The 22,441-nt window shown below is 70.3% G+C and carries 25 protein-coding genes (1 of these 25 running past the window's edge); 12 read left to right on the forward strand and 13 right to left on the reverse strand.

All coding sequences use genetic code 11. The features are described from left to right. The 5 genes from DFI_RS00915 to DFI_RS00935 form a co-directional block, all read left to right on the forward strand. Positions 1–47: the final stretch of an ImmA/IrrE family metallo-endopeptidase gene (locus DFI_RS00915; RefSeq protein WP_043779788.1), read on the forward strand. The gene continues 757 nt to the left of window position 1, outside the view; the window shows 47 of its 804 coding nt (coding positions 758–804); its start codon lies beyond the left edge, outside the window; it ends in the stop codon at positions 45–47. After that, entirely contained in the window at positions 44–919 is an 876-nt protein-coding gene (folP, locus tag DFI_RS00920) for a dihydropteroate synthase (RefSeq protein WP_027464326.1), read from the forward strand. The genes DFI_RS00915 and folP overlap by 4 nt, the downstream gene beginning before the upstream one ends. A gap of 19 nt (positions 920–938) precedes the next feature. Next, a complete protein-coding gene (folB, locus tag DFI_RS00925; RefSeq protein WP_027464325.1) occupies positions 939–1,301 on the forward strand; it encodes a dihydroneopterin aldolase in 363 nt (120 codons plus the stop codon). Then, positions 1,298–1,816: a 2-amino-4-hydroxy-6-hydroxymethyldihydropteridine diphosphokinase gene (gene folK / locus DFI_RS00930; protein ID WP_027464324.1), complete on the forward strand. Its 519-nt coding sequence runs from the start codon at positions 1,298–1,300 to the stop codon at positions 1,814–1,816. The genes folB and folK overlap by 4 nt, the downstream gene beginning before the upstream one ends. Before the next feature lie 64 nt (positions 1,817–1,880). Beyond that, positions 1,881–2,375 carry a hypothetical protein gene (locus DFI_RS00935; protein WP_027464323.1) on the forward strand — a complete coding sequence of 165 codons (495 nt, stop codon included), beginning with the start codon at positions 1,881–1,883 and terminating at the stop codon, positions 2,373–2,375. 69 nt (positions 2,376–2,444) lie between these two features. Here DFI_RS00935 and DFI_RS00940 read toward each other — a convergent pair whose 3' ends face one another. Genes DFI_RS00940 through DFI_RS00950 form a run of 3 tightly spaced genes read right to left on the reverse strand, consistent with a single transcriptional unit; the run spans position 2,445 to position 3,570 of the window. Then, positions 2,445–2,759 carry a hypothetical protein gene (locus DFI_RS00940; protein WP_022800569.1) on the reverse strand — a complete coding sequence of 105 codons (315 nt, stop codon included), beginning with the start codon at positions 2,757–2,759 and terminating at the stop codon, positions 2,445–2,447. Positions 2,760–2,796: 37 nt separating this feature from the next. Further along, positions 2,797–3,138: a YraN family protein gene (locus tag DFI_RS00945; protein ID WP_027464322.1), complete on the reverse strand. Its 342-nt coding sequence runs from the start codon at positions 3,136–3,138 to the stop codon at positions 2,797–2,799. A gap of 3 nt (positions 3,139–3,141) precedes the next feature. After that, positions 3,142–3,570, reverse strand: a complete 429-nt coding sequence (locus tag DFI_RS00950) for a putative dsRNA-binding protein (protein WP_027464321.1) — start codon at positions 3,568–3,570, stop codon at positions 3,142–3,144. A 139-nt stretch (positions 3,571–3,709) separates the two neighbouring features. Here DFI_RS00950 and DFI_RS00955 point away from each other — a divergent pair, with 139 nt between their 5' ends. After that, on the forward strand, positions 3,710–4,996 hold the full coding sequence (locus tag DFI_RS00955) for a uracil-xanthine permease family protein (protein WP_081426040.1): 1,287 nt from the start codon (positions 3,710–3,712) through the stop codon (positions 4,994–4,996). A 40-nt stretch (positions 4,997–5,036) separates the two neighbouring features. Then, positions 5,037–5,495, forward strand: coding sequence for a DUF488 domain-containing protein (locus DFI_RS00960; RefSeq protein ID WP_027464319.1), 459 nt, complete (start codon positions 5,037–5,039; stop codon positions 5,493–5,495). A 4-nt stretch (positions 5,496–5,499) separates the two neighbouring features. Here the strand turns inward: DFI_RS00960 and DFI_RS00965 are convergent, their stop codons facing one another. Continuing rightward, on the reverse strand, positions 5,500–5,955 hold the full coding sequence (locus DFI_RS00965) for a hypothetical protein (protein WP_051308356.1): 456 nt from the start codon (positions 5,953–5,955) through the stop codon (positions 5,500–5,502). A gap of 145 nt (positions 5,956–6,100) precedes the next feature. Between DFI_RS00965 and DFI_RS00970 the strand changes: the two genes are divergently transcribed. Next, positions 6,101–6,889, forward strand: coding sequence for a tryptophan-rich sensory protein (locus tag DFI_RS00970; protein WP_027464318.1), 789 nt, complete (start codon positions 6,101–6,103; stop codon positions 6,887–6,889). Beyond that, a complete protein-coding gene (locus DFI_RS00975) occupies positions 6,886–7,668 on the forward strand; it encodes a DUF72 domain-containing protein (RefSeq protein WP_051308355.1) in 783 nt (260 codons plus the stop codon). Before DFI_RS00970 ends, DFI_RS00975 begins: the two co-directional genes overlap by 4 nt. A gap of 32 nt (positions 7,669–7,700) precedes the next feature. Here DFI_RS00975 and DFI_RS20025 read toward each other — a convergent pair whose 3' ends face one another. From DFI_RS20025 to DFI_RS01005, 6 genes are all read right to left on the reverse strand, one after another. After that, a complete protein-coding gene (locus tag DFI_RS20025; protein ID WP_155864620.1) occupies positions 7,701–8,060 on the reverse strand; it encodes a hypothetical protein in 360 nt (119 codons plus the stop codon). 186 nt (positions 8,061–8,246) lie between these two features. After that, positions 8,247–12,248 (reverse strand): DNA polymerase III subunit alpha, encoded by a 4,002-nt coding sequence (gene dnaE, locus DFI_RS00985; RefSeq protein WP_027464316.1) that lies wholly within the window; start codon positions 12,246–12,248, stop codon positions 8,247–8,249. A gap of 43 nt (positions 12,249–12,291) precedes the next feature. Next, on the reverse strand, positions 12,292–12,861 hold the full coding sequence (locus DFI_RS00990) for an endonuclease dU (RefSeq protein WP_027464315.1): 570 nt from the start codon (positions 12,859–12,861) through the stop codon (positions 12,292–12,294). Between the two features lie 2 nt (positions 12,862–12,863). Next, a complete protein-coding gene (locus DFI_RS00995; RefSeq protein ID WP_244940290.1) occupies positions 12,864–14,120 on the reverse strand; it encodes a M24 family metallopeptidase in 1,257 nt (418 codons plus the stop codon). A 28-nt stretch (positions 14,121–14,148) separates the two neighbouring features. Continuing rightward, complete coding sequence (locus tag DFI_RS01000; protein WP_051308019.1) at positions 14,149–14,820, reverse strand: amino acid ABC transporter permease; 672 nt, start codon at positions 14,818–14,820, stop codon at positions 14,149–14,151. 98 nt (positions 14,821–14,918) lie between these two features. Next, positions 14,919–15,689, reverse strand: coding sequence for a transporter substrate-binding domain-containing protein (locus DFI_RS01005; RefSeq protein WP_027463600.1), 771 nt, complete (start codon positions 15,687–15,689; stop codon positions 14,919–14,921). 201 nt (positions 15,690–15,890) lie between these two features. Between DFI_RS01005 and DFI_RS01010 the strand changes: the two genes are divergently transcribed. Together DFI_RS01010 and DFI_RS01015 are read left to right on the forward strand one after the other, a co-directional pair. Continuing rightward, entirely contained in the window at positions 15,891–17,405 is a 1,515-nt protein-coding gene (locus DFI_RS01010) for a hypothetical protein (protein ID WP_027463599.1), read from the forward strand. Between the two features lie 58 nt (positions 17,406–17,463). Beyond that, positions 17,464–18,207 (forward strand): SAM-dependent methyltransferase, encoded by a 744-nt coding sequence (locus tag DFI_RS01015; protein ID WP_022800556.1) that lies wholly within the window; start codon positions 17,464–17,466, stop codon positions 18,205–18,207. Between the two features lie 11 nt (positions 18,208–18,218). Here DFI_RS01015 and DFI_RS01020 read toward each other — a convergent pair whose 3' ends face one another. From DFI_RS01020 to DFI_RS01030, 3 genes are read right to left on the reverse strand one after another with little or no spacing between them, the layout of a single operon-like run. Further along, entirely contained in the window at positions 18,219–19,016 is a 798-nt protein-coding gene (locus DFI_RS01020; RefSeq protein WP_027463598.1) for an ABC transporter permease subunit, read from the reverse strand. After that, positions 19,006–19,908, reverse strand: a complete 903-nt coding sequence (locus tag DFI_RS01025) for an ABC transporter ATP-binding protein (RefSeq protein WP_043778768.1) — start codon at positions 19,906–19,908, stop codon at positions 19,006–19,008. Before DFI_RS01025 ends, DFI_RS01020 begins: the two co-directional genes overlap by 11 nt. Next, positions 19,905–20,402 (reverse strand): GbsR/MarR family transcriptional regulator, encoded by a 498-nt coding sequence (locus DFI_RS01030; RefSeq protein ID WP_051308018.1) that lies wholly within the window; start codon positions 20,400–20,402, stop codon positions 19,905–19,907. The genes DFI_RS01025 and DFI_RS01030 overlap by 4 nt, the downstream gene beginning before the upstream one ends. Positions 20,403–20,552: 150 nt before the next feature. Between DFI_RS01030 and DFI_RS01035 the strand changes: the two genes are divergently transcribed. Next, positions 20,553–22,391, forward strand: coding sequence for a menaquinone biosynthesis decarboxylase (locus DFI_RS01035; protein WP_027463597.1), 1,839 nt, complete (start codon positions 20,553–20,555; stop codon positions 22,389–22,391). The last annotated feature ends 50 nt before the right edge of the window (positions 22,392–22,441 follow it).

Here is a 22,441-nt window from a genome sequence, read left to right on the forward strand (position 1 = left end):
CCGAAGCTGACGGTGCCCTCTCGGACAGCGCCGCGCTCCCCACATGACGCGCGTCGCGAGGCCCCACACCCTGACCTTCGGACGGCCGGTGCCGGATGCCGAGCCGGACCCGGACGGCCGCTGGCGCCTGACCTGGACGGGCACGGCAGTGATGGGCATCCTGAACGTCACGCCGGACAGCTTCAGCGACGGCGGGAAGCACGCCGCGCTGGACACCGCCCTGCACGCCGCGCGGCGCATGCGGGACGCGGGCGTGCTGATCCTGGACATTGGCGGGGAAAGCACCCGGCCCGGCGCGGACCCCGTCCCCGCCCACACGGAGCTGGACCGCCTGCTGCCCGTGATCCGCGCCCTGGCGGGGGAGGGCGTGGTGCTCAGCGTGGACACCATGAAACCCGAGGTGGCGGCCGGGGCGCTGCGGGCCGGGGCGCACCTGATCAACGACGTGACCGGCCTGCGCGACCCGGAGATGGTCCGCGTGTGTGCCGAGGCCGGCGCGCCCGCCTGCGTGATGCACATGCAGGGCGAGCCGCGCACCATGCAGAAAAATCCCGTGTACGCGGACGTGGTCGCGGAGGTGCACGGTTTCCTGCGCGCCCAGGCCGCCCGGGTGCTCGCGGCGGGCGTGCCGGACGTGCTGCTGGACCCCGGCATCGGGTTCGGGAAGACGCTGGAGCACAACCTGGCGCTGCTGCGTGCCACGCACGCCCTGACGGCCGGACCGCACCCGGTGCTGATCGCCGCGAGCCGCAAACGCCTGATCGACTACCTGGCCGGCGTGCCGGACGCCGCGCAGCGCGACCCGGGCAGCCTTGCCATCCACCTGCACGCGGCGCGGCAGGGCGCGGCCCTGGTCCGCGCGCACGACGCGGCCGGGCACGTGCAGGCCCTGCGGGTGCAGGCGGCCCTGGAGCCATAACCGCCCTAGAATCCGGGGCGTGAGCCGCATCGTTCTGGAAGGCCTGGAATTTCACGCCCGTCACGGCGTCTTCGAGACGGAGGCCGCCCTGGGCGCGCGGTTCGTGGTGGACGTGGAACTGCACTACCCCTTCGCCGGAATCCCGGACGAGCTGGACGCGGCCGTGAACTACGCCGCGGTGTACGCCGCCGTGCAGGAGGAGGTGACCGGGCAGCGGTACGACCTGATCGAGGTGCTTGCCGACCGTATTGCCCGGCGGGTGCTGCGCGACCAGCCGAAACTGACGCGCGTGACGGTGCGGGTGCACAAGCCGTTCGCGCCGCTGCCCGGCATCTTCCGCGACGTCCGCGCCGAACTGGACCTGAGCCGCGGGGACCTGTGACCACGACACCCGCCTTGCACGACGCCTTCATCGCGCTGGGCGCGAACCTGGGCGAACCGCTGCCCACCCTGCGCCGGGCCGTGGAAGCCCTGGGCACGCTTGGCGAGATTGCGGGCGTCTCACGTCTGTACCGCACGGCGCCGGTGGGCGGGCCGGGCGGGCAGCCGGACTACCTGAACGCCGCCGTGCACCTGCGCACGCCCCTGGACGCCCGCGCCCTGCTGGCTGCCCTGCACAGCATCGAGGCCGCGGCGGGCCGCACCCGCACCGAGCGCTGGGAGGCCCGCACGCTGGACCTGGACCTGATCCTGCACGGCAGCGCGGTCTCCGACGACGAGACGCTGGCCCTCCCGCACCCCCGCGCCTGGGACCGGGCGTTCGTGCTTGCTCCGCTGCATGACCTGAACCCGGACCTGCGCCACCCGGTCACCGGAGAGAGTGTGCGGGAGGCCCTGACGCGGCTCGGGCCGGCCGCGGACGTGCAGCCCGGCCTGACCGGCTGGCTGGACGCCTGAGCATCCCGTCGATGCCCGGGGCCGGTGACGGCCCCAGCGTCCCCGGCGTATGCTGGGAGGCGTTATGAGCCAACACAACTCCATCACGCACAACCGGGGCAGCTCCCGCCCCTGGCTGTGGCTGACGCTGCTGCTGGGCCTGCTGCTGTTCGGCTGGGTGACCGCCCTGACCACCGGGAACAACCCCTACTACAGCGACCGTGACGCGAACGGCACCAGCAAGTTCCACTTCCTCAAGGAGTGCCGCGAACTGGCCCACGACGCCGAGAAACTCACCGTGGGCGCCATGGGCCAGGAACTGCCCCTGAAGACCCTGATCGAGCAGGGCCAGCCGCTCGGGAAGAACGACACCTTCCACGCCGCGCTGGAAGCCCCCTCCGCAGACATCGTGCGCGGCATCAGCTCTGTGCAGGGCGGCGGCTGGCTCATGACCACGCCCGCCACCATCAGCGTGACGCGCGGCGGCACGAACCAAGTGCTGGGCCAGCTGCCCTACCAGTGCAGCTACGACAAGAAGGCCGGCAAGACCACCGCCCAGATCCAGCTGCCCAGCCAGTAAGCCCCCGCAGCACCGCCGCGGCCCGCCACGTTCTGGCGGGCCGCGGTTCCTGTTGGGCTCAGCCGCGCGTCACAGCACAGCGTCCAGGCCGCTCAGGCACTCCTCCGCGATGGCGCGCGCCAGGGGGTCCCGGGTGCAGCGGGCGTAACTCACGCCCTGCGACAGGTGGTGGTCCACGTCCCGCGCGCCGATCAGCGTCAGCGTCTGGTAGTACGCCAGGTGCGTGTGCGCCAGCAGGATGTCCCGCGTCCGCTCCGGCGGCAGGGTCCGCAGGATGCCCAGCGACTCGTCGTACAGGCGCAGCGCGCGGTTCGCCTCGCCCTCCACGGCGTGCTCGCGGCCCAGTTGCAGGGCGCGGGCCGCATGCAGGTAATCCGGACGCATGCCCGGAAGTCTAGCGCCTGCCGCCCACGCGGGGCGGTTACGTTAGCGGGATCAGCGCGAGGGTGCCCGTGTCGGCCGGTCCGTCGATGGTGAGCACCTCCAGCCGGCAGGGCAGGTCCTCGCGGCCCAGCTCGCGGGTCAGGTATGCCAGGGCGGCGCGGTGCATCAGCGCCAGCTTGCGCGGCGTGACGCTCTCCGCGGCACTGCCGAACCGCCCGGCAGCCCGCTGACGGACCTCCGTGAACACCAGCGTTCCATCCGGCTCACGGGTGATCAGGTCAATCTCGCCGCCAGGCAGGCGGTAGTTCCGGGCGACCACCGCCCGCCCCAGGCCCGCGAGGTGCCGGGCGGCGCGGTCCTCGGCCTCTGCGCCCTTCAGGACTTACTCCGGGCCGTGCCCGAGGTCCGCGAGCAGCTCCCGGTACAGCCGCGCCGCGTCCCGGCGCACGTCGTCCAGCGAGGCGTCCTCGGCGGCGAACTCGGTGGCGGTGTCCAGCGCCTGCGCCAGCACCGCGGCGTACACCGGCCACACGCCGCCCGACGCCTCCGGGGCTTCCGCTTCCGGCAGCCAGCCGTCCCCGCTGGCACTGGCAGGCGCGCCGCCGTCCAGCACGCCCAGCGCCTCCTCCGCCGCCAGACGCTCGGCCTCGCGTTTGCTGCGGGCCTCCCCGTGCCCGAGCACCTGCCCGCCCGAGCGGACCACCGCGCGGAACACCCGCTCGTGCGCCGGGCCGGCCGCGGTCACGTCGAACTCCGGCGTGCCCCGACCGAGGGACAGCAGGCGCGCAATCAGGTCACCCTTCGCGTTCATGCGCCCAGCCTACCGCGCGCCTGCGGCCCGCATGAGCGGGCCCTGTGCAGTACGCTGGTTTCCCGGAAGGCAACCCCGCTCACCCCCACCCGGGGCGTGCCGGCGCCCTGCCCGCGACCCGCGAGCCTCCGGAGGCCCCATGACGAACCCGACGAACGCCGCCCCCCCGCCCAGCGCCCCCGAACCGCGCGTGAACGACCCGGCCCGGCGCGTGGTGCTGGGCCTGCAGCACTCCATCGCCATGTTCGGCGCGACGGTGCTGGTGCCGATCCTGGTGGGCCTGTCACCCAGCGTGGCGCTGTTCGGCGCGGGGCTCGCCACGCTGCTCTTTCACCTGCTGACCGGCGGGCGCGTGCCGATCTTCCTGGGCAGCTCGTTCGCGTTCATCGCGCCCACCGCGCTGGTCGTCAAGGAGATGGGTCCGGCGGCGGCCGGCGGGGGCCTGATCGCCGCGGGCGCCATGTACCTGCTGTTCAGCGGGCTGGTGAAGGTGTTCGGCACGGACCGGCTGCTGCGGGTGTTCCCGCCGGTCGTGACCGGCCCGGTGATCATCGTGATCGGCCTGGGCCTGAGCAGCGTCGCCGTGAACCAGGCGAAGACGAACTGGTGGCTGGCCCTGGCGACCCTGGCGGCCGCCGTGATCGCCAGCCTGTACGGCCGGGGGCTGTTCCGCATGATTCCCATCCTGATCGGGGTGGTCACCGGGTACCTCGTGTCGCTCCTGACCGGGCAGATCGACGCCAAGGCCCTGGCGGACGTGGCGGCCGCGCCGCTGCTGGGCCTGCCGGACTTCCACGCCCCGGCCCTCGACTGGCGGGCGGTGGCGGTGATCGCGCCCGTCGCGGTGGTCACGTTCATCGAACACGTCGGGGACGTGATCGTGAACGGCCGCGTCGTCGGGCAGAACTTCCTGCAAAAGCCCGGCCTGAGCCGCACGCTGTTCGCGGACGGCGTGGCGAACATGAGCAGCGCCGTCCTGGGCGGCCCGGCCGCCACCACGTACGCCGAGAACACCGGCGTGCTGGCCCTCACCCGCGTGTACGACCCGCGCGTGCTGCAGATCGGCGCCGCATTCGCCATGGCGTTCGGCTGCTCCCCGAAACTCGCCGCGCTGCTCAGGAGCCTGCCGCAGGGCGTGCTGGGCGGCGTGAGCATCCTGCTGTTCGGCATGATCGCCTCGGTCGGCATCCGCACCCTGGCCGAGGCCCGCATTGACTTCGCGCACAGCCGCAACCTGATCATCGTGTCCCTGATCCTGGTCCTCGGGCTGGGCGGCGCCGCGTTCCCCATCAACTTGGCGGGAACCAGCCTGGAACTGCACGGCATGGCGCTGGCCGCGCTGGTCGGCATTCTCGCCAACCTGATCCTGCCCGCCCAGCACCAGGAGGTCCAGGGCCTTCCCGAAGGCGAGGACGTGGCCGCCTGAAGGCACGGTTCCCGGCGCGCCCGCCCGCTACGCTCCGGGCATGACGCCCCCCACCATCTGGACCATCGGGTACGAGGACGCCGAGCTGCACGCCTTCCTGGACACGCTCGTGCAGGCGGGCGTGCAGGTGGTCGTGGACACCCGCGAACGCGCCCAGAGCCGCCGCCCCGGCTACAGCAAGACCGCCCTGGCCGCCGCGCTGAAAGAGCAGGGCATCGAATACCGTCACCTGCGGCCCCTGGGCACGCCTCCCGCCGTCCGCAAGGCGTACCGGCTGGACCACGACTTTCCGGCCATGAAGGCCGCGTACACCCTGCACCTCGCCACGCAGGGCGACGCGCTGCACGAGCTCGCGGACCTGGCCGCCATGCACCGCGCCGCGCTGCTGTGCTACGAGCACGAGCCCGGCGAATGCCACCGCAGCCTGATCACCGGGCGGCTCACGGCGCTGGGCCTGATCGGGGACGTGGTGGACCTCAGACCCCCGCGCCGCGCCTGAGCGGTCAGTCCCGCCGGTCCTCCGGCACCCGCTCGAACCCCTGAATCCGCGTGATCACCGTGCTGTTCCGGCACACCAGCTCCACCGGGTCGCGGCCCGGCACCTCCACCCAGATCCCGTGCCGGTCGGTCAGGTCCAGGCGGTCATGCGAGCTGTACACGCTGTAGCGCACGCCGCCGTTCGTGAAGTTCAGCGCGTCGTAGATGGCCCGCCCGATGCCTTTCCAGGGCGTGCGCGTCCAGCCGGAGTACGGCCGCGTGACCCGCAGTTCCGGCCGGCTCAGGTCCCGGCCGAACGCGTACGAGAGGCCCGTGCCCAGGTCGCGGACCTCCACTTTCTTCCCGCTGCCCTGCATGGTGCACGCGAAAATCACCCGGCCCGGCTGCGCCTGGGCCGACGCCCCCCCGGAGAGCAGCGCGGCGAACACGGCAGCGGACAGCAGGGCACGGGCAGGGCGCATGTCCCCAGCGTACGCCAGCCATGCCCCCGCCCGGCCCCCCGACGCGCCCAGGGGGCCGGTGATCCTCAAGAATCCCTGAACCCCACCCCGGCCGCAATGCCGTCCAGGCCATAGACCCCCGGCCCGCGGCCGTGGACGCTGAGGCATGACCGGACTCTCCCGCCAGATCACGCTGGTCCTCGCCACCGCGCTGACCCTCGTGATGAACTACCTCAGCCAGAGCCTTCCGCTGTTCGGCCGCACGAACGCCGACGTGAGCGACGCCCTGCCGAACGCCTTCACGCCCGCCGGCCTGACCTTCGCCATCTGGGGCGTGATCTTCACCGGCCTGATCGTCTTCGCCGTGTACCAGGCCCTGCCCGCCCAGCGCACAGAGCGGTACGACCGGCTGTTCTGGCCGTACCTGCTCTCCAACCTCCTGAACGCCTCCTGGCTGCTCGCCTTCCAGAGCCTGAACCTGGGCGTGAGCGTGCTGATCATGCTGGCCCTGCTCGCCACCCTGATCTGGCTGGACCGCACCGTGCGCGGCATGAACACCACCAACACCCTCACCACCCCGCCCCCCAACCGCGCAGACCACTGGGCACTGCAGGTCCCCACCAGCCTGTACCTGGGGTGGATCAGCGTGGCGACCATGGCGAACATCACCGCGTACCTCGTCAGCCAGGGCGTCACGGGCGGCCTGCTGGGCCTCAGCCCGCAGGCATGGTCCGCCGCGCTGCTCGTGATCGCCGGTCTCGTCGGTACGCTCATGCTCACCCGCTTCCGCGACTACGCCTTCGCGGGCGTGCTGCTGTGGGCGTTCCTCGGCGTGTACCTCGCCCGCCCCGACGCCGGCACCGTCACCCTGGGCGTGGTTATCGGCGCGGCCCTGGTCGTCCTGGCCGCCCTGCGCACCCTGAGCATGCGCCGCCCCCACACCGCCGCCGCATGACCCCCCGGCAGGTGCTGATCGGCTGCGCCGGCTGGAGCGTCGCCAGCGGCCGCCCGGAATTCGGGAAGGGCGCCAGTGTGCTGGAACGCTACGCCACGCGCTTCCATGCCGTGGAGATCAACAGTTCCTTCTACCGCCCCCACCGACCCACCACCTACGCCCGCTGGGCCGCCAGCACCCCGCCCGGCTTCCGCTTCAGCGTGAAGGTCCCCAAGGCCATCACCCACACCGCGAAACTCCGTGACGTGCAGTTCCCGCTCATCGAGTTCGTGGAACAGGTCAGCCACCTGGACGAGAAACTGGGACCGCTCCTCGTGCAACTGCCGCCCAGCCTGAAGTACGACGCCGCCCTCGCCACGGACTTCTTCGGCACCCTGCGCCAGCTCACGCCCGCCCCGATCGCCTGCGAAGCCCGGCACGCCACCTGGTTCACCCCCGAAGCCGACGCCCTGCTCACCGCCCACCGCGTGTCCCGCGTCGCCGCCGACCCAGCCGTCGTGTCGCAGGCTGCCCACCCCGGCGGATGGACGGGCCTGACCTATTACCGCTGGCACGGTTCGCCCAGGAGGTATTACTCCGCCTACACACCAGAAGCTTTACGGGATCTTGCCCAGGACGTCCAGGCGCGTGACGGGAACGTCTGGGTCATCTTCGACAACACCGCAGGAGGCGAAGCGGCAGGCAACGCCCTGGACCTGATCGCCCTGGACCGCAGGGGCCGCCGAGTATGTGGCCGATGGCGGCCCCTGAGTCAGTCCCTCAAGCCCGACGAACGTTGATCTTGGTAAAGAGGCCCTGTGCCTGTACAGCTTCAGGGGTTATGGCGCCACACCCGTTCTGCATTTTTTCCGGTTGCCGCTATCTCGTCCCACGCGGCTTCAAGGTGGCCGGTGTCACCCGCGAGGAACTGTTCCACTTCCTGTGCGAGTTGGCGCCGCGCGTCCGCCGTCTGCTGGGCCGTCAGCTGGTAGAGCCCATCGGCCTCATCGGAGAAATGGTCCATGCGTGCCAGAAGCATGTAGTCGTCCGAGTCATGGGGGATGAAGGCTCCGGCCAGTCTCCAGGCTTGTTGCGTGATCTCGAAGTCATCCAGCTCACCGGTTTCCCGTCTCTTGGCCCACAGTTCTTTTAGAACTGGGAGAACTTTGGAACCCTCGCCGTGACCGGCCAAATGTGCGAGGCCATCCTGAGCGTCCCGATAGGTTACCGGCTCAGGCTGACGGCGAGAAGATCGTCAGGAATCTCGGGCAGGGCCAACACCCAGTCGTCAGCCCAGGCGACGATGTCGCGCCAGCTCAGCAGGCGCAGGCTGCATGCCGGGCGCTGGCCTTCTCGTACAGCTGGGCGAGGGGCCGGTTCAAGCGCGCATGCCGCCGTTCTGCTTGTTCATCCAGGCGGGGGGTTTGGGCGCGAAGCGGCCGAGGATGGTCTGCTGGTCGTAGGCGAGGTGGGCGTTCGCCCAGGGGAAGGTGTGGTTCAGGACGCGGATGGCCTCGGGGCTGCCCATGCCGTGGTCGAGCTGGTAGATGACGAACTGCTCGGGGGTTTCCAGCCTCAGGTAGGTGGGCATGCTGCCGGCGTGTTCGTCGAGGAGGCTCTGGAATTCGCCGATGGCGTCGGGGCTGGCGGTTTCCAGGTCGATGGTGACGTACATGACCTTGGGGACCTCGCCGAGCTGTTCGATGCTGACGACTTCCTCGGCGATGGCGCGCAGGCCGCCGTCCTCGCTCTCGAGTTCGACGATGACGAGGGCGGGGGTGTCGTTGACGAGTTTGTCCTGGATGCGGTCGTAGGCGCGGCTGAAGGCGACGAGTTCGGTTTGTCCTGATTCGTCGGCGAGGATGAAGCGGGCCATCATGCCGCCACTCTTGGTGGGCTTCTTGACCACGCCTTCGATCATGCCGGCGAGGACGGCCTTGAGGCGTTTGCCGGGGGCGACGTTCTGCTGCGTGAACCAGGTATCCAGGTCGCTGATGCGGCAGCTGGCGGCTTCGCGCAGGCCCTCGTGCTGTTCGAGGGGGTGGCCGCTGATGTAGAGGCCGAGAGCGTCTTTCTCGATTTTCAGGCGGTCCAGGTCGGTGTAGGCGGGGACGTTCTGTTTGAGTCTGGGTTCAGGGGCGGTTTCGTTCATGCCGAACAGGGCGTCCATGCCGCTGGCGGCCATGGCGGCCGCGCCCTGGGCCCAGGCCATGGCCTCTTCCAGGCTCTGCATGAGCTGGTGGCGTTCGCCGAAGCTGTCGAAGGCGCCGCTCTTGATGAGGCTTTCCATGGCCTTGCGGTTGCAGACCTTGTTGCCCAGGCGGGAGCAGAAGTCCGCCAGGGATTTGAACGGCCCGGCTTTCTCGCGTTCCTCCAGGATTTTCAGCACGGCGTTCTCGCCGAGGCCCTTGATGGCGTACAGGCCGAAGAGGATGTCCTCGCCCTGCACCGCGAAGTCGCTGCTGGAGCGGTTGATGTCCGGGGGGAGGACGTGCAGGTCCATCTTGCGGGCGTCACTGACGTACTCGGCGACCTTGTCGCTGTCGCGGCGTTCCACGGTAAGGAGCGCGGCCATGAACTGCACGGGGTAGTTCGCCTTGAGCCACGCGGTCTGGTAGGTGATGACGCCGTACGCCGCGGAGTGGGACTTGTTGAAGCCGTAGTTGGCGAAGGCGTCCAGCAGGTCGAACAGGCGGTTGCCTTCGTCCTCGGGGACGCCGTTGCCCTTGGCGCCGGCGACGAAGATCTGCCGCTGGCGTTTCATCTCCTCGGCGTCCTTCTTGCCCATCGCGCGGCGCAGCAGGTCCGCGCCGCCCAGGCTGAACCCGGCGACCTCGGAGGCGATCTGCATGATCTGCTCCTGGTACACGGGGATGCCGTAGGTTTCCTTCAGGATCTTCTCCAGCCACTGGGCGCTGGTGGGGAAGCCGTCCTTGACGTAGTCCACGTCTTCCAGGCCGTGGTGGCGGCGGACGTAGGTGGGGATGTTCTCCATCGGGCCGGGGCGGTAAAGCGCCGACAGGGCGATGATGTCGGCGAGGCGGCGGGGCTTGAGGCGGCGACTGGCGTCCGCGATGCCGGCCCCTTCGAGCTGGAACACGCCCTTGGTGTCACCGCGGCTCATGAGCTCGTAGGTCTTCGCGTCGTCGAAGGGGATGTTGTCGAAGTTGCCGTAGCGCTCGTCGAAGTCGGTGCCGGATTCCCGCAGGATGCGTTTGGCCTCGTCCAGGAAGCTCAGGGTGCGCAGGCCCAGGAAGTCCATCTTGATCAGGCCGATGTCCTCCACGGCCTTCATGTCGTACTGGCAGACGATGCCCTCACCGCTGGTGTCGCGCATGACCGGCACGAGGTTCGTGAGTTCGGTCTTGCCGATCACCACGCCGGCCGCGTGGACGCTGGCGTGCCGGGTGAGGCCCTCGAGTTTCTGCGCGAACTCGTACGCCTCGAGCAGCTGGGCGTCCTCGGCGAGCATCTGCTGGATGTCCGGGACGCTCTCGCGGGCCTGTTCCAGGCTGTAACTCTTCCCGAACTTGATGGGAATGAGCTTGCTGACCTTGTCCACCTTGGCGTACTCCAGGCCCATCACGCGCGCCACGTCCTTGAGGCACGCCTTGGAGGCCATGGTTCCGAAGGTGGCGATCATGGCGACCTTGTCGTCCCCGTACTTCTGGCGCACGTAGTCGATCACCTCGACGCGGCGGGCGTCGTTGAAGTCAATGTCGAAGTCCGGCATGGAGATGCGGTCCGGGTTCAGGAAGCGCTCGAACAGCAGCTCGAACTCCAGCGGGTCCAGGTTGGTGATGCGGATCGCGTACGCGACCAGCGACCCGGCCCCCGACCCACGCCCGGGGCCCACGCTGATGTCGTGGTCCTTGGCCCAGTTGATGTAGTCCGCCACGATCAGGAAGTAATCGGGGAACCCCATGTTGTTGATCACGCTCAGCTCGTACTCGGCGCGGCGCAGCAGCACCAGCGCGTGCCGGTGGTGGCTGCGGGTGGTTTCCTGCTCGGCCTCGCCGTCCAGGTCAATGGTGGTGTCCCCGGCCCGCTCGCGGGCGCGGCGGCAGTCCTCGGCGGCGTAGGCGGGCAGCTCGCCGGTGTCGCCGCGGGCCTCCATCTTCACCAGGGCCGGGTACGGCGTGTACTTCTCCCCGGCGTCCTGCCCGCGTTTTTCCCACTCGCTGCCCATGAAGGCCAGCAGGGTGTACAGCGTGTCGGGGTCGCAGGTCTGCGGGTCGCAGCCGTTCACGCGGCCCAGCACCCGCGCGGCGTCCTCCGCGCCCAGTTCCGCCAGGGAGTACGCCGCGTAATCCCGCAGCAGGCCTTCGGTGAGGTACGCCGGGTAGCGTTTCACGGCGCCGGCGTACGTCTGCACGCGCAGTTCTTCCTTCATGGTGCGGCCCTCGGGGATGGGCAGCTCCGGCATCTGGTACACGCGCTTCTTGCCGACCGGCAGATCCACGTTGCACAGTTCGGCCACCAGGGCGGTGTTGTCGAACACCTCCTCGCCCCAGTCGCTCACGGGCAGCGCGGCCTGCATCTCCTCCAGGCTTTTCACGTAGAACTCGTCGCAGGGGAACTTGAAGCGGTTCTCGTCGGCCAGCGTCGCCTTCGTCTGGATCGCCAGCAGCGTCTCGTGGGCGGTGGCGTCGCTCTTCTTGACGTAGTGGCCGTCGTTCGTGGCGACCATCCCGATGCCCAGCTCCTGCGCCCAGGCCCGCAGGATGGGGTTGTTCTTCTTCTGCTCGGGCAGCCCGTGGTCCTGAATCTCGATGAAGTAGTTCTCCCCGAACAGCTCCCGGTACCACAGCAATCTCTTTTTCGCGTCGTCCTCGCGGCCCTGCAGCAGCAGCTGCTGCACCTCGCTGCCCAGGCACCCGGAAAACGCGATCACGCCCTTGTGGTGCTCCTGCAGCAGCTCATGGTCGATGCGGGGCTTGTAGTAGTAGCCCTCGGTGTACCCGCGGCTGCTCAGGCGGCACAGGTTCTGGTAGCCCTCGAAATCCCGGGCCAGCAGCGTCAGGTGAAAGATGCCCTTCTCGCCGTCCTGCCCGCGCGTGCGGTCCCGGCGCGTGCCCTGCCCCGGCACCACGTACGCCTCGTAGCCCAGGATGGGTTTCACGCCCATGCCGGTCGCGTAGTTGTAGAAGTGCACCGCGCCGTGCATGTTCCCGTGGTCGGTCATCGCCAGGGCCGGGGTGCAGCCGTCCGGCGTGACCTCCTTGGCCCATTTCAGCAGGTCCTTGAGTTTCGCCGCGCCGTCCAGCAGGCTGTACTGCGTGTGCTGGTGCAGGTGCGCGAACCGTTTGGGCTTGCAGCACGACCCGTCAGGAAGGTGAATGTGGGGCGTTTCCTGGGTGGGGGCGGCGGGCGCGGTCATACCCATCAGGATATGCGCTGAGCGTAATGCCGGGGTGTGAGCCTCACACCCGCTGGCGGCTGCGCACCCCCGGCGTGACCCCGGCCGCGATCAGGTGCGCGGCCCGCAGCGGCTCCGGAATGCGGCCAGCCAGCGCGAACTGCCGCACGGCCGCCTCCGCGTCCGGCAGGTCCAGTCCGCAGCGCTGCACGAACACGCCCGCGCAGGGTTCCATCTCCCCGGCGGCCTGCACCAGGCGCCACTTGCGCGCCCCGCCCGGCACGTGCGAGAGCAGCGCCGCGCGGATCCGGTCCAGGTCCGGGCGGCGCCGGGCGACGACCAGCACCGGCCGCCCGGTCGCCGCGTGCAGGGCCTCCAGGTCCACCACGTTGAAGCCCGCCAGCGCGATGCCCTGCAGGAAGATCAGCCCCGCGCCGTGCCCGTGCGCGTTCACCAGCCGCGCCAGCTCGGCCGTGCTGTTCCGCCCGTCGCGCCGCACCTGCCCGCGCATCACGCCGTGCAGCACCGGCCCCACATACCGCGTGCCGATCACCGGCACGTCCCCCCGGTGCTCCCGCCGGAAGGGCGCGTCGTCGAAGCCCACGGCGTGCGTGAAGCCCCGCGGTGCCCCCACGTTTACTCCCCGGCCGGCTCCCCGTACCCGCGGGCGCGCACCTGCGCCCAGGTGTCCGGGCCGCCCAGCACGAACGGCTCGCGCTGCACGTGCGTGGTGACCTCCGGTCCCGCCGGGGAGAGGAACACGTCGATCTCCGTGCGGATCCCGAAGCCCCGGTGCGCCGGGTACGTGCCGGGTTCGATGGTCACGCACAGCCCGGGCGTGAGGGTGCGGGTGTCGCGCGTCTCGTAATCGTCCAGGTTCGCGCCGGACCCGTGAATCTGCACGCCCAGGTCATGCCCGGTGCGGTGCAGGAAGTACGGCTCCCACGCCTCGCCCATGGCGTCCCGGGCAGCGCGGTCCAGTTCCCAGCCCTGCACCCGGCCCCAGCCCTCGGCCTCGAAGCGGTCCTGCACCAGGCTCAGCGCGGCGTCCCGGGCGGCGCGGGTGGCCTGCCACGCCTCGGCGTACTCCGGGCCCGGCTCGCCCGCATGCGCCACCCAGGTCACGTCCGCGAACGGCCGGCCCGGCTCCTGCGCCCACAGGTCGATCAGCACGCACTGCCCGGGCTGCAGCGTGGCGTTCTGCGCCTCGCCGGGCTCGTAGTGGCTGTCGGCGGCGTTCACGCCGAAACTCACGTTCACGTCATGCCCGGCCTGCATGCCTGCCGCGCGGATCTGGTCCATGATCAGCGCCTGCACCTCCAGTTCCGTGACCGCCTGCCCGGACTGCAGCCGCTCGTGAATCAGGCGGAAGGCGTCGTCCTTGGCGCGCATCAGGACGCTCGCGGCGTGGTCGTGCGCGGCGCGGTCCTCCGGCGACCACACCAGGAATGCCTGCAGCAGGTCCGCGCTGCTCTCGATCCCGGCGGCCCCGGCGGCCCGCACGCGCTCCACGGTGCCGGCGTCCACGCGGCTCACGTACGGCACCGCGCCCAGGGGGCTGTACTCCATCGCCACGCGCTGCCCGGCCACGACCGCTTTCAGGGCCGCGTCCAGTTCGGCGTGCGACCCGAAGGGCCGCAGGTCGGCGTCCCAGGCCCGGGTGATGTTCCGCCAGTTGCCGCCCTCGATGTGGTTGTGCAGCACCACTGCGCGGCCCTCGCGGGGCACCCACACGAAAAACCGCCGCGTCAGGAAGACGCTGGCGGGAATGTCCAGCACGCGCCGGGCGTGGGGGTTCAGGCCCTGGAAGTCGTACATCAGCCAGCCGTCCAGGGCGGTGGACTGCAGGGCGGCCTGCATGCGCTGGATGGGCGTTGCGGCGGGAGTGGTCATGCCCGGCAGCTTAGCGTCCCGCCGGCCCTCAGAACCCTCGGGCGTAACGGCGTTCCAGGCGGTGCTGCACGAGTTCCAGCGCGCTGCTGATCACCCAGTAGATCAGCGCGGCCGCCAGGTACGGCCCGAACGGCTCGAAGGTCCGGGCGATTTCCAGCTGCGCGCTGCGCAGCAGTTCCACGACCGTGATGACGGAGACCAGTGAGGTGTCCTTGACCAGCCCGATCAGGGTGTTGCTGAGGCTGGGCAGCGCCACCCGCGCCGCCTGAGGCAGCACGATCAGGCGCATGACCTGCGAGTCCGTGAGGCCCAGGCTGGTGCCCGCCTCCCGCTGGCCCCGGCCGATGCTCAGGATCGCGGCGCGGATCGTCTCGCTGAGGTACGCCGCGGCGTTCAGGGTCAGGGCGATCACGCCGCCCGCGATGGGGCTGAGGGTGAGCCCCAGGCTGGGCAGGCCGTAATACACCATGAAGATCTGCACCAGCAGCGGCGTGCCGCGGATGAACGACACGAACACGCTGCTCACGCGCCGCAGCGCTCCGAAGCGCGAGAGCCGTGAGAGCGCCACCAGGAAGCCCAGCGGCAGGCCCAGCAGCATGGCCGCCAGCGCGAACCCCAGCGTGATCGGGGTGGCCTTGAGCAGCGCCGGCAGGGCGTTCACGGCACTCTGGAACACGAGTTGCAGCTGTTCGAGGTTCATGCGGGCTCCGGAACGGGAAAGAGGCGAAACGGGGCGGTGACCGCCGGGGGTCAGGCGAGCATAGTGTGCCCGGCCCCGGCGGTCACCGCGACTTCAGTTCAGGGTTTGCTGACGTCCTGCCCGAACCACTTGCGGCTGATCTTGGCGTACGTGCCGTCGGCCTTGATCTGCAGCAGGGCGCGGTCCACGGCCTTTTTCAGCGCGGTGTTGGTCTTCTTCATGGCGATGCCCACGGGCTCGGGCTGGCCGACCACGCCGGCGCCGCGCACGGGGAGGTTTTCCTTGGTGATCAGGTAGCCCACCAGCAGGCGGTCGTTGAAAGCGGCGTCCAGGCGGCCGGCGGCGAGGTCCGCGAGGTACTCGGGCGCGCCGGGGTAGGTGACGACGTTGATGCCGCCGGCGTCACGCAGCTGCTTTTCGAAGTTGCTGCCCAGGCCCACGCCCACGCGCTTGCCTTTCAGCTCGGCCAGGCTCTTGGGCGCGAAGCTGCCGGTCTTCTTCACGATGATCTGCGCGCTGGAGTAGGCGTAGGGGGCGCTGAAGCCGATGGTCTTCTGGCGCTCGGCGGTGATACCGACCTGGTTGACGATCACGTCGTACTTGTTCGCCTGGAGCCCGGCGAGAATGCCGCTCCATTCGGTCAGGACGAATTCGGCCTTCAGGCCGAGCTTCGCGGCGACGGCGCGGGCGATGTCTACGTCGAAACCGACAAGTTCGCCCTTCTCGTTCTTGAAGGTGAAGGGGGCGTAGGTGCCCTCCATGCCGATTTTCAGGGTGCCTTTGCTGAGGGTGGGGACAGTGGCGGCGTGCGCGCCCTGCAGGCCCAGCAGGGCGGTGATGGACAGGGCCAGGATGGTGCGGTGCTTCATGGGTCTCCTTGGGGCCGGCGCGGTGGGCCGGGTGAGGGTCATGGGATGGGCGGGGTCGCCCCGACTCCATAAGATACCAAATTGGTCAACTATTGACCACCCCTCTGCCCTGGACAACCCCGGCACCTGCCACCCCGCCGCCCCGCCCAGCGGCTACCCTGAACCCAAACGCCGCCCCCCCTTCACCCGGAGGTTCCCCACATGCGCCGCCCCCCCATCCTGCTTCCCGCCCTGGCCGCCCTCCTGACCACCCTGCCGCCCGCCGCCCGGGCACAGGACACCTTCACGCCCGGCCCGGTAAAGACCACCACCAGCCGCTGCGGAGCCTACACCGTGCAGCTGCGCGAGAACGGCTTCGGCGACCCGCAGGACAGCGTGAGCCTGCTCCTGAATGGCCGCGCAGTCCTCACCCTGAAAGACGAAATGGTGGGCCGCGACCACTGCGGCGACCTGACCGGCGACGGCGTCCCCGAGGTGATCCTCACGCAGTTCAGCGGCGGCGCGCACTGCTGCACCACCGTCAGCGTGTACAGCCTGACCACCCCCCCGCGCCGCATCCTGCACACCGACACCCAGCACTCCGGCGGCGTGAGCGTTCTCCAGCTCGACGGCCGCGGCCCGAAGGAACTCGTGACCGGCGACTGGCGCTTCGCTTACGCCTACGACCTCAGCTTCGCCGGCAGCCCCGCCCTGCCCCTGGTGTACAGCTACCGGGGCGGCCAGTACGTGGACACCACCCGCGAGTACCCGCAGTACCTGCTGAACCAGGTGACGCCCCCCGAGTACCCGGAACTGGCCAGCGGCACGCACCTGTTCAACTACGCCGTGCAGGTCATCGCGGGCCGCACGGCGCAGGCCGAGGCGTACGTGCGCTCCCTGACCGGCCCGGACCGCGCGTGGCTGGACAACTACCTGCCCGACATCCGCCAGAACCTCAGCAGCGCCGGCCTGGACGACTGGCCCCAGCAGACCGGCGTGCCCCTGGACGGCGTGCGCGGCGCGGTGGGCGGAGCGTTCACCACGCCCGGGAAACTGGATCTGCTGGCCGCCGTGCGGGAACCGGGCGGCGCGGCCAGCCTGCGCATGTACCGCCAGCAGGCCGGAAAGGTCACGGCCAGCGGCCCGCTGCTGAGCTTCCCCAGCGCCGCCGCGCTGGACTGGCCGCTGGGCTTCACGGTGCCCCGCGCCGACGGCCGCGCGGACTTCGTGCTGAACGACACCCGCAGCGGCAGCGTGCGCTACCCCACCTACCGCGTGACCGCTGCCAGCCTGCAGGAACGCACGAACGACCCCCTGGCCGCCGCCGTGAAACCCCTCGCGGAACTCAGCAGCGTCGCCCGGCACCGCGCCAGCCTGTACCGCGCCAGCGTGAAGACCGGAGAGCAGCGGCAGGTGATCGGGGGCCGCATCCAGGCGGCCGTGACCCGCGCCGCGCCGTGGCTGGGCACCCTGAGCACCCCTGAAGTCATCAAACTGTCCACGCTGGGCAACTTCACCGTGAACGCCCTGGAAGTCACCCGCGAGAACACCGGAAACGCCCTGATCGCCGGCACGGTGGATGTCGGGCACGTGGAACCCGACCAGGACAGCGAGTACGTGCTCGCCGAGCGGTACACCCTGGCGGTGTTCGTGGAGAAGCGCGGCGGCACCTGGACGGTCACGCGCTGGCAGCTCACGCCCCGCACCGGCCCCGGCCCCCTGTACCGCGGCGAGTAAGGACCGCTCGGCCAGACGGCCGATGTGCCGCCGGCCCGGGGCGCCCTAGCCTGGGGGAATGCATTTTCTGGAGTTCTTCACCATCGTGGAGGAAGACCGAGACGTCCTGAACCCGGTCAGCCCAGGGGCCCTGGACCGCGTCGCTGACTACGCCGGGCTGCGCGACGGCCAGAGCGTGCTGGACATCGGCAGCGGCAAGGGCGCAGTGCTGCGGCAGTGGGCGGCACGCCGGGCGATCACCGGCACGGGCGTGGACCTGAACCCCGCCTTCGTGCAGAACGCCCGGCAGCGCGCACAGGACGCAGGGCTGAGTGCCGCCCTCACCTTCCCTCACGGCCCCGCGCTGGACTTCACGCCGGACCCGGCCGGGTACGACGTGGTGAGCTGCCTGGGCGCCACCTTCGCCCTGGGCGGCTTCACCGAGGCGGCCCGCTGGATGACCCGTCACCTGCGGGACGAAGGCGCCGTCGTGATCGGCGACGTGTACCGCCGGGGCCCCGTTCCCGATCAGGCGCAGGCGGAATGGTGGGCGGCGCTGCCCACCCTGGAGGAACGCAGCGACGAATTCATGGCGGCGGGGCTGGACCTGACCGGCCTGACCGTGTCCAGCCGGGCGGACTGGGACCATTACAGCAGCCTGATGTGGGCGGCCGTGCAGCGCTGGGCGCGCGTACACCCGGATCATCCGGACCGTGCCGAGGTGCTGGCGAAGACCCACGAGAGCCGGGCGGCCTACCTCCGCTGGGAACGGGCCTCCCTGGGCTGGGCGATCTGGGTGGGGCGGCCGGCGCAGGACGCGTAGGGTTCAGTCGCTCAGACGCTCACGTCCCGCCGACTGAACAGCGGAGCGGCCGCCGCCACTAGAAGTACGCCCACCAGCAGGGCCACCACGGCCGGCATGAGGCTCACCTGCTCCTTCAGGGCGTTCAGGGCCAGGGCGTACTTCCAGGGGTTCAGGCCCTCCACCGCGCTCAAGGCGGGCACCTGGGCGCCCAGGCCGTACAGCACCATGCTGAAGATCCCCAGGCCCACGCCCAGACCCGAGGCGAGCCCCGGCTGCCCGGTGGCCGCCCCGGCTGCCAGGGCCAGCGCCCCGAACACCCAGGCGCCCAGCGTGTGCAGCGCCACCGTGGTGAGCAGGTGCGCGGCGTTCAGCGGCGCCTGGAACAGCGCCCCGCCGACCCAGGTGGCCGCGAACAGCGTGCCCCCCAGGGCCAGCAGCAGGACCAGCAGCGCCAGGGTTCGCCCGGCCAGCAGGCCCGTACGGGACAGCGGCGTGGCGAGCGGGAATTCCAGGTGCCCGCGCTGCTCCGCGCCGGCGATCAGGCCCGCGCCGGTCAGGCCGGCGTACAGGCTCAGCAGCACCGGCATCAGGCTCAGCAGCTTCCCGCCCACGTACCCGGCGGGGCTGGTGTAGTCCTCCCCGAACAGGACCTTCAGCGCGTCCGGGAGGCTGCGCATCACCTCGTTCAGGCTGGGGTCGTCCTTGAAGGCGGGGTACACGGCCAGCACGCTCAGCGTGTACAGGCTGAGGCCCAGCGCCCACCAGCCCAGGGCGCGGCGATGGTCGTGCAGGGTGTCGCGCAGCACATGCGTGATCTCAGGCCACATGGGGACCCCCGGTGCGGTACTCGTCCATGAAGGCGTCCTCCAGGCTGGACGGCGTGAACGAAAGCGCCCGCACCTGCTCGCCCGCCAGCGCGCGCAGCAGCGGGTTGGGATCCCCGCGCCACAGGCCCTCCACGCTCAGGAGGCCAGCCCGGGTGACGGTCAGGCCCGGGAGCGCCGCAAGGTCCGCGCGGGGTGCGGCGGCAAACGTCACGTGCAGGCGCTGCGGCAGGCTGGCCTTCAGGTCCGGGAGCCGGTCCACGCGCACCAGCTGCCCCGCCCGGATGATGCCCACCCGGTCCGCGACGCGCTCCACCTCGCTCAGCACGTGGCTGCTCAGGAACACCGTGCGGCCCTCCGCCCTCGCCTCACGCAGCAGCGCCAGCACCGTGTCCTGCACCAGCGGATCCAGCCCGTCAGTCGGTTCGTCCAGGATCAGCAGGTCCGGGCGGTGCATCAGCGCCAGCGTCACGCCCACCTTCTGCCGGTTGCCCTTGCTGAGCGCGCCCACCCGCCGCGTCAGGTCCAGATCCAGGCGGCCGGCCACCTCCAGCCCGTACGTCACGTCCCGCAACCCGCGCAGCCGGGCGCCGCGGTCCAGCAGCTCCTGCCCGGTCCAGGCGGGATTCAGGTGCACCTCGCCCGGCAGGTACCCCACCCGCGCGTGCACCGCCTCGCGCGCCCGCCACACGTCCAGGCCGAAGATCCGCCCCTCGCCGCCGGTGGGCCGCAGGAAGCCCAGCAGCGTGCGGATGGTGGTCGTCTTGCCCGCCCCGTTCGGCCCCAGAAAGCCGAACACCTCGCCCGGCGGGACGCTCAGCGTCAGGGCACTCACGCCCACGCCCGGCGCGAAGTGCTTGCTCAGGGCCTGCGTCTCGATGGCGTCTGCGTTCACGCCTCACCACCCTCTGCCTGAGACTGGGCGCTCAGGCGGCGCCACTCGTCCATCATCCGGGGAAACAGCGCCAGCCACACGCGGTAGAACGCCTCCATCTCCCGCAGCGGCCCGGGGTCCGCGCCGTCCGGCAGGACCGCCAGGCCGTCCTGCGCGATCTGCCGGAAACTCTCCAGCTTGCGGGTGCCGGCCTCGGTCAGGGTGGCCCAGCTGCCCGGTTTCATGCGGAAGCGGTCGGCACGCTCCCCGGGATTCGGGGCGTGCTCGATCATGCCGATCAGCAGCAGCTGGTTCAGGGCCACGCTGATGCTCGCCCGGCTGGCCTGCAGCAGCCCGGCGATCTCAGCGGGCGTGCTGCCGCGCTCCGGGGCGATCAGCAGGGCCGCCAGCACCCGCCCGGACATGCGGGGGAACCCGGCGGCTTCCATCAGCACGCCGGTCCGCTCGATGAAGAGCTTCTGTTCCACCAGGGGCGGCTCCAGCCGGTCGGTCATGCCCCAAGATTAGCAAATTTCAGGAAGTTCTGAAAACTCGGCAATCACTCTGATACAGCCTCAGCCCGCGAGTCTGGACACCCCCGCACCCCCACGCGCCCTGAAGTCCCGGCGACCATTCGCCCACCCCACCCGCCCTATCCTGCCTGCATGGCGTTCCCGGACATTCAGTCGTTCATGGCCCTGCTGGAATCCCGCGGCGAACTGCTGCGCGTGCGCGAACCCGTCTCCCGCGACCTGGAAATCACCGAGATCAGCGACCGCCTCGTGAAAAAAGGCGGCCCCGCCGTGGTCTTCGAGAACGTCGTCGGCAGCGACTACCCGGTCGTGATGGGCCTGATGGGCACCCGCGAACGCACCGCCCTCGCCCTCGGCGTCCACGACCTCGACGACCTCGCCGCGAAAGTCCGCGCGCTGATCGACCTGAAAGGCGCCGGCGGGCTGATGGGCATGCTGGGCAACCTCCCCAAACTCCGCGACGCGATGAACCTCCCCCCCCGCCGCGTGAAACGCGCCCCAGCCCAGGAAGTCGTGTGGCGCGGCGACGAGGTGGACCTCAGCAAGATCCCCGTCCTCAAGTGCTGGCCCGAGGACGGCGGCCCCTTCGTCACCTTCCCCCTGGTCATCACCAAGGACCCCGACACCGGCGAACGCAACATGGGCATGTACCGCATGCAGGTCATGAGCAAGAACACCACCGGCATGCACTGGCAACGCCACAAGACCGGCACCAAGCACCTGGAAAAAGCCCGCAAGAAAGGCCAGAAGCTGGAAGTGGCCGTCGCCATCGGCGGTGACCCCGCCCTGATCTACGCCGCCACCGCCCCCCTGCCGCCCATCCCCGGTCTGGACGAGTTCGCGCTCGCCGGGTATCTGCGCGGACAGCGCTACCCGGTCGTCAAGGGCCTCACCGTGGACCTCGACGTGCCCGCCAACGCCGAATTCATCCTCGAAGGTTACGTGGACCCCCAGGAAGACTGGGTGGTCGAGGGGCCCTTCGGCGACCACACCGGCTTCTACACCCTCCCCGACCGCTACCCCCTCTTCCACGTCACCGCCGTCACCATGCGCCAGGCCCCCGTGTACCCCGCCACCATCGTGGGCCGCCCCCCCATGGAGGACGCCTACCTCATCGAGGCGTCCGAACGCCTCTTCCTGCCCGCCGCGCAACTGATCATCCCCGAGATCGTCGACTACCACATGCCGCCCGCCGGCGTCGCCCACAACCTCGTCGTCGTCAGCATCAAAAAGGACTTCCCCGGGCAGGCGTACAAGGTCGCCAACGGCCTGTTCGGCCTCGGGCAGATGATGTTCGCCAAGGTCATCGTCGTCGTGGACGACCACGTCAGGGTCAACGACATGGACGCCGTGTGGCGCGAAGTCACGCAGAAGGCCGTCCCCGGCCGCGACACCCTCACCACCCGCGGTCCCATCGACGTCCTCGACCACAGCAGCCGCGGCTGGGGTTACGGCGGAAAACTCATCATCGACGCCACCACCAAACGCCCCGAGGAAATCGGCAGCCCCAAAAGCAGCCGCGAAGCCCAGGCCCAGGACACCACCCCCGAAACCTTCCAGCCGCGCGCCCGCACCGACCTCCCCACCTTCGAAGGCGTCCTCGACCAGACCCAGACCCCGGACGGCTACTGGATCGTCACCCTCGACAAGACCCGCGCCGGCCAGACCCGCGACCTCGCCGCCGCGTTCGCCGCCCACCCCGCCGCCGCCGGCATCCGCCACCTCCTCATCGCCGACGAACACACCGACCCCCACGACCCCGGCGACGTCTGGTGGACCATCCTCAACAACATCGACCCCGAACGCGACGTGTGGCTTGAAGGTCAGCTTCTCGCCTGGGACGGCGCGAAAAAACTCCCCGAGGAGGGCTTCGTGCGCGAGTGGCCGCCGAAAATCGTCATGGACGCCAGCGTGATCGCCCGCGTGGACCGCATGTGGAACGTGTACGGCCTGCCCGAGCAGTGGCGCTGAGTGAGGCGGATCTGACGCCCTGGCCGCCCGCGGCAGGCCTCATCATGGAG

The sequence above is a fragment of the Deinococcus ficus genome (assembly GCF_003444775.1).
GTDB lineage: Bacteria > Deinococcota > Deinococci > Deinococcales > Deinococcaceae > Deinococcus > Deinococcus ficus.